Genomic DNA, 7639 nt, shown 5'->3' with positions numbered 1-7639 from the left:
CATGACTTGGATAATTTTTATGCATATTATTTTATAACTGTTTTATTAATAATTAAAAATTATTAGATAAATATTTATTTTAAATCTATTATATTAAATTTTGTATAGAAACCTTTAACTTTAAATTATAAAATTGATTTAGTTCTTTTATCGACATTATCTTTAAATAAATAAATATATGATAAAATGAAAATGAAATAAATTGTAGTAAGGAGTTTTTTTCATGGCAAATAAACCAAAAAGCAGTGTTTATAATGAATCATCAATTCAAATTTTAGAAGGTCTAGAAGCAGTTAGAAAAAGACCTGGAATGTATATTGGTTCTACTGATAATCGTGGTCTTCATCATCTAGTTTGAGAAATTGTTGATAATGGTATTGATGAAGCATTAGCTGGCTTTTGTACTAGTATTGTTGTTACTATTAATGTTGATAAGTCAGTTACTGTTGAAGACAATGGTCGTGGTGTTCCAACTGGTATGCATGCTTCAAAAAAAAGTACTCCCGAAGTTATTTATACGGTTTTACATGCTGGTGGAAAATTTGACACTAATAGTTATAAAACCTCGGGTGGTTTACATGGTGTTGGTGCTTCAGTAGTAAATGCTTTAAGTAATTGAATGATTGTTACTATTCATCGTGATAAAAAAATTCATGAAATTAAATTTAAAAATGGTGGTAAGATTGATCAAAGTTTAAAAATGATTGGTAGCACTTATAAAACAGGAACTAGGGTACAATTTTTACCTGATTTTCATCGTGTTTTTCTAGGTTGTGATTGAAATGTTCATTTATTTGAACAACATTTACGTGAAAGTGCTTTTTTAATTAATGATTTAAGTATTCAATTAATTGATAAGAGGACAGGTACTGAAGAAACTTTTCATTATGAAAATGGCTTAGTTGCTTTCATGCAATATTTAAATAAAGATAAAAAAAATTTATCACCAATTGTTAGTTTAAAAGGTAAACAAAATAATATTGACGTTGAAATTGTATTACAATATACTGAAGATTATAGTGAAACGTTAGTAGGGTTTGCTAATAATGTTAAAACTGTTGATGGTGGAAGTCATTTAGTTGGTTTTAAAAGTGGTTTAACGAAATCTATTAATGAATATGCAAGAAAACAAGAATTATTAAAAGCAAAAGATAAAAATTTAGAAGGTAATGATTTGCGAGAAGGTTTGGTTGCTATTGTTTCGTTGCGTATTCCTGAAAATTTAATTCAATATGAAGGTCAAACAAAAGGTAAATTAGGAACGCCCGAAGCAAGAATTGTTGTTGATAATATTGTTAATGAAAGATTTTCATTTTGACTTCACGAAAATAGTGATGCTGCTAAAAAAATTATTGATAAAGCCATTAAGGCTCGTGATATTCGTAATGCTTTAAGAAAAGAACGCGAATCATTGCGTAATAAAAGTAAAGATACGCAAAAATTTTTAGTAGGTAAATTGGTGCCTGCACAAAGTAAAAATCCTAACATTAATGAATTATTTTTAGTGGAAGGAGATTCCGCTGGTGGCAGTGCCAAGTCAGGTCGTGATCGTAAGTTCCAAGCGATATTACCGTTAAAAGGAAAAGTAATTAATGCCGAAAAAACTAAAGTAATTGATCTTTTTAATAATGAGGAAATTAGTATGATTATTAATGCGATTGGTGCTGGTGTTGGTAACGAATTTAGTATTGAAACTTGTAATTATAATAAAGTCATTATTATGACTGATGCCGATACTGATGGTGCCCATATTCAAATTTTATTACTAACTTTTTTCTATCGTTATATGCGAGATTTAATTACTTCGGGTAATATTTATATTGCATTACCGCCTTTATTTAAAATTTCTTTTAAAGAAGAAGAGCAAGAGAAACATGTATATGTTTGAAATGAGTTAGAATTAAAAGATAAAGTTGAAACAATTAAAGGTAAATATGACCTGCAACGTTATAAAGGTTTAGGAGAAATGAATGCTGAACAATTATGAGAAACAACTATGGATCCAAATGTCCGTCAATTAATTAAAATTACTATTGAGGATGCTCTATCAGCAGAAACAGAAATTCAAATATTAATGGGTGATAAACCAGAAAAAAGACGAAAATGAATTGAAGAAAATATTTCTTTTGAAGCTAGTGATTATTAAGAAAAAGGAGTTTATAAGTTATGAATAGTAAAGAAGAGATTCAACAAAATAATGAACAAATTTTATCTTATCCTATTGATGATATTGTTGCAGAACGTTTTGGTCGATATGCCAAATATATTATTTTAGAACGAGCATTGCCCGATGTCCGTGATGGTTTGAAACCAGTTCAACGTCGAATTTTGCATGCTATGAATGATTTGGGTTTAACCAATGATAAAGCATATAAAAAAGCAGCTCGTGTTGTTGGAGAAGTAATTGGTAAATATCATCCTCATGGTGATACAGCGGTTTATGCTGCGATGTGTAGAATGGCACAAGAGTGAAAGGTAGCATGACCATTAGTACAAATGCATGGTAATAAAGGTTCAATTGATGGTGATAATCCTGCTGCGATGCGATATACAGAAGCGCGTTTATCATTAATTTCAGAATTATTATTGAAGGATATTAAGAAAAATACTGTTAGTTTAATTAAAAATTTTGATGAATCAGAAACAGAACCAACAGTTTTACCTGCCTATTTTCCTAATTTATTAGTAAATGGTGCTTCTGGAATTGCTGTTGGAATGGCAACTAATATTCCACCTCATAATTTACAAGAAGTAATTAATGCAATTGTCATGAGAATTAATAATCCACAATGTAATTTAAGCGAATTAATGCGTGTTATTAAGGGTCCTGACTTTCCAACCGGAGGAATTATTCAAGGTATTAAAGGTATTAAAGAAGCTTATCGTTCTGGTAAAGGGCGAATTGCAATTCGTGCTAAAACTCATATTAATAATGAAGGTGAAATTCCACAAATAATTATTACCGAAATTCCATTTGAAGTTATTAAACAAGATTTGATTAAAAAAATTGATGATGTTAAAACATTAGCAAAAATTCATGGTATTAAAGAAGTACGTGATGAAACGGATCGTTTTGGTTTACGAATAGTTATTGATTTAGTAGAAGATAGTAAACCGCAAGAAATTTTAAATTATTTATTTAAAAATACCAATTTACAAATTTATTATAACTTTAATTTAGTAGCAATCGCTAACAAAAAACCAGTACAAATGAGTTTAATTAATATGTTAGATTTTTATATTAATCATCAAATTGATGTTGTTACTAAGCGTTCACAATATGACTTAGCACAATTAGAACGAAGATTAGAGATTGTTAATGGTTTAGTTATTGCATTAAGTGAAGTTGATAAAGTAATTAAAATTATTAGAACATCAACTGACCGTATGCAAGCAAAATTAAATTTAATATCAGCTTTTAATTTTACTGATATTCAAGCAGAAGCAATTGTACAATTGCGTTTGTATCGTTTAACTGCTACTGATATTCAATCATTAGTTTTAGAAAAAGCAGATATTGAAAGTAAAATTATTGTTTTACAAGAAATTCTTAATAATGAAAATTCACTACGTCAAGTTATTATTACTGAGTTAGAACAAATTAATTCTCATTTTTCTGGACTAAGAAAATCACAAATTCAAGGTGAAATTTCTGAAATTACAATTGATGAAAAAGCAACATTGCGACAAGAAAATGTATTTGTTAGTATTAGTTATGATGGTTGAATTAAGGTAATAAGTAATAAAGTATTTTTACAAAATCTTGATTATCAAGATTTTGGACGTAAGCCAAATGATGTTATTATTGGTGGAGCAATGTTCAATAATTTTAATAATTTATTATTTTTTACAAATAAAGGTAATTATTTTTTAATACCAATTTTTAAATTAGAAGAAAATAAATGAAAAGATAATGGTATTCATGTTAATACGTTATGTAAACTTGAAGGAAATGAAAAAATTATTAGTGTTGCGCAAGTTAATAGTTTTGAACAGCCAAATGTAAATATAGTAGTCGCTACTAGATATGGTTTAATTAAAAGAATGCCACTTTTAGAGTTAGCAACTACTAGATTTAATAAAACCGCCAAATATGTTAAGTTAAAAGAGAACGATAGTGTTATTAGTGTTAATAGTACTACCGGTCATGATTTTATTGTTATTAGTACTCGCAAGGGTATGACTTTAAAATATTTAGAAACGAAAGTTCCATTATTAACTAAAACTGCAACAGGTGTTAAAGCTTTGAAAATTAATTCTGAAGAAGATGAAGTGGTAGGAATGGCTTGTGGTAATAGTAATGATATTTATGCAATGTTAACATCAGTTGGAACAATTAAACGAATGTTATTCAATACTATTGAACAAACTTCACGAACAACAAAAGGTAATAAAGTAATAAAAGTTCCTAAAAGTAAAAGTATTAGTATTATTAAAACCTTCTTATCACCAGCAACATCTTTTATTAATATATTAACGAAAAAAGAAAAATGATTAGTGATTAAAGCAAGTGACATTAATCTTAGCAAGGTAAATGAAGGAACTGGCAAAGTAGTTGCTGATGATATTATTGCTGGTGGTAATAATTTAGTGATTGATTTAAAAACTGATGTTATTGATGCTGATATATCATCAATATCAGAAAATTTTAATACAAAAGAAAGCAACAATGGTATTTAAAATAAACTTTTTTATTGAAAATTATGAACTTTTTTAAAGAATTAGTTTTTTTGAATTTCATAATATAAATTTAAATAATAATTTTAGTTAAGAGTGAATAGGATAGGACTTATATCAATGCTATAATTATTATAGTAGTGATTTAAGGAGGAAGTATAGATGACAAATAATATTATTAAATATCAATCTCTAATTAATGGTGAGTTGTATGAAAATGGTAATTGAATATCAGTTATCAACCCCACTACTAATAAAATAGCAGGCCAAGTTCCTGCCTTAACTAAAGTTGAAATTAAAAAAGTATATGAATCTGCAAAATTTGCTCAAAAAAATTGAGAACAAATGCCTATTTTAAAAAGAATTTCTTTTTTAAATTCTTGAAAACAATTAATTATTCGCGATAAATTAATACTTGCTGAATTAATGACCAATGAAATTGCTAAAGGCACAAAAGCGGCTTGCAGTGAAATTGATAGAACAGTTGAATATATTGAATATACTTTACAAGAAGCATTACGTCTTCATCCTGAATCTTATACAGGTGATAGTTGAGGAAGTATGAACAAATTAGCTATTTTTGAATACGTACCAAAAGGAATTGTTCTTGCTATTTCTCCTTTTAATTATCCGATAAATTTATCAGTCTCTAAAATATTTCCAGCACTTGTGACCGGTAATAGTGTTGTTTTTAAACCCGCAACACAAGGATCATTGGTGGGATTACACTTAGCTAAATTAGCCAAAGAAGCTAACATTCCTAATGGTGTTTTTAATGCTATAAGTGGTAAAGGTAGTGAAATTGGTGATAGTTTAGTTGAAAATGAAGCAATTAATGTTATTTCTTTTACTGGTAGTGCTGTTGTTGGTAATCGTATTTCACAGAAATCTTTAAAAGCTGATTTGATTTTAGAATTAGGAGGTAAAGATCCAGCAATAGTGCTTAATGATGCTGATCTTGAAGATACAGCAACCAAAATCATTAAAGGTGCATTTAGTTATTCAGGACAACGATGTACTGCTATTAAGAGAGTGTTAGTGCAAAGAACAATTAGTAGCAAATTAATTCCAATTTTAAAAGAAAAAGTTGAAAAATTAACTGTTGGTTTGCCCACAGATGATTGTGATATTACTCCTGTTATTGATCAACCAACAGTTGATAATGCTAAAAAATTAATTAAAGATGCTTTAGATAAAGGAGCCAATTGTTTAATTGGTAATAAATTTAAAGAAAATTTAATGTGACCAACTATTATTACTGACGTAACAACAAAAATGAATTTAGCATGAGAAGAACCTTTTGCACCATTGTTGCCGATTATTATTTTTGATGAAGTAAAAGAAGCAATTAATATTGCAAATGATTCACAATATGGTTTACAAGCTTCTGTTTTTACTACTAATATTAATAGTGCAATGAGTATTGCTAAATTATTAGAAGTTGGAAGTGTTAATATTAACGATCAGTCACAACGTGGTCCCGATCACTTTTCTTTTGTTGGTGTTAAGGATTCAGGTCTTGGCGTACAAGGTATTCGTCCTTCGTTACTTGCTTTTACTAGACCAAAAGGTATTGTTATTAATTGAAAAACAAAAATTTAAAAGAAAAAATAAAACTTATTTTAATAAAAAAATAAGTTTTATTTTTTTATTAAAATAGTGGTAAGATAAAAATGTAATAAATTTTTGTCCTTGTTAATTAGATTTTTATTTTTTTAACATTCTTATATAAAAAGCATAATAAAAATATTACATATCATTGTAACTTTTATTTTAAAAAGTAAGTTATTAAAATAGTGCCGAGGATAAAGTACTGTTACATGAAATGCAAAAAATATGGAGGTAAATATGGCAAAACGAAAAATTGTACTTGTTGGATGTGGAGCTGTTGGTAGTAGTTTTATTTACAGTGCCATTAATCAAGGTTTAGCCCAAGAATATGTATTAATTGATGCTTTTGAAGGTATAGCTGAAGGTAATGCAATTGATTTTGCTGATTGTCAAGCAGCTTTAGATCATCCTTTTATTTCAATTAAGGCTGGAAATTACAGCGATTGTAAAGATGCTGATATTATTGTTATTACTGCTGGAAGACCACAAAAAGATGGTGAAACAAGATTAAATATGGTAGCAGATAATGCCAAAATTATGAAGAGCATTGCTTTAGAAATTAAAAAATCAGGATTTAAAGGTGTTACTATTATTGCATCTAATCCTGTTGATATAATGACAACTGTTTATCAAAAAATTACACAATTTGATTATCATCAAGTATTAGGTTCTGGTACGATTTTAGATACCTTACGTTTACAATATTTAATTGGAGAAAAAATTGCAGTTAATCCAAAGTCAGTTGCTGCTTATGTAATTGGTGAACACGGTGATTCTTCAATGATTCCTTGAAGTTCGGTTTCGGTAGGTAATAAAACTATTTATCAACAAATTACTGAAGGTAGAATTAAAGAAAAAGATTTAGAAGAATTAAGAAAAGAAGTAGCACAAAGAGCTTATAAAATTATTAAATTAAAACGTGCAACTTTTTATGGTATTGGTGCAGCATTGGCATTATTAGTAAGAAATATCCTTGAAGGACAAAATCACGTTTTAGTAGCGGGTGCTTATTTACAAGGAGAATATGGACAGCAAGGTTTTTATATTGGTGTACCAACAATACTTTACGAAAAAGGTTGAAAAAGAGTAGTTCAGTTACCATTAACGAAAGAAGAGCAAACGGCATTTGATAAATCTTGTGCAATTATTAAAGAAACTTTAGAAACAGCTTTTGCTGCTATTAAATAAAAGATAGGAGTAGTTTATTCGTGAATACAAGTGTAGAAAATATGAATAATGAAGAAACATTAACAAGTATTGAAACTTATATTGCTGTTTATAAGTATGCATTAAAGAAAGCACAAAGTCCGTTATTAAAAACTTTTTTAATGGGTATTGCGGCCGGACTTTT

At 28.2% G+C, this 7639-nt stretch carries 4 protein-coding genes; all 4 read left to right on the top strand.

All coding sequences use genetic code 4. The features are described from left to right. Nucleotides 1-223: 223 nt before the first annotated feature. The 4 genes from parE to M0D11_RS04535 all read left to right on the top strand — a co-directional run bounded on the left by parE (nucleotide 224) and on the right by M0D11_RS04535 (nucleotide 7476). Nucleotides 224-2146, top strand: a complete 1923-nt coding sequence (gene parE, locus M0D11_RS04550) for a DNA topoisomerase IV subunit B (protein WP_252320501.1) — start codon at nucleotides 224-226, stop codon at nucleotides 2144-2146. Between the two features lie 20 nt (nucleotides 2147-2166). Further along, entirely contained in the window at nucleotides 2167-4680 is a 2514-nt protein-coding gene (parC, locus tag M0D11_RS04545) for a DNA topoisomerase IV subunit A (RefSeq protein WP_252320499.1), read from the top strand. 159 nt (nucleotides 4681-4839) lie between these two features. Further along, nucleotides 4840-6279, top strand: coding sequence for an NADP-dependent glyceraldehyde-3-phosphate dehydrogenase (locus M0D11_RS04540; protein ID WP_252320497.1), 1440 nt, complete (start codon nucleotides 4840-4842; stop codon nucleotides 6277-6279). 246 nt (nucleotides 6280-6525) lie between these two features. Next, on the top strand, nucleotides 6526-7476 hold the full coding sequence (locus M0D11_RS04535; RefSeq protein WP_252320496.1) for an L-lactate dehydrogenase: 951 nt from the start codon (nucleotides 6526-6528) through the stop codon (nucleotides 7474-7476). Nucleotides 7477-7639: the final 163 nt, after the last annotated feature.

It is taken from the genome of Spiroplasma endosymbiont of Lariophagus distinguendus, assembly GCF_023846195.1.
Lineage (GTDB): Bacteria > Bacillota_I > Bacilli_A > Mycoplasmatales > VBWQ01 > Spiroplasma_E.
This window is presented reverse-complemented; position numbering and strand designations above follow the sequence as displayed.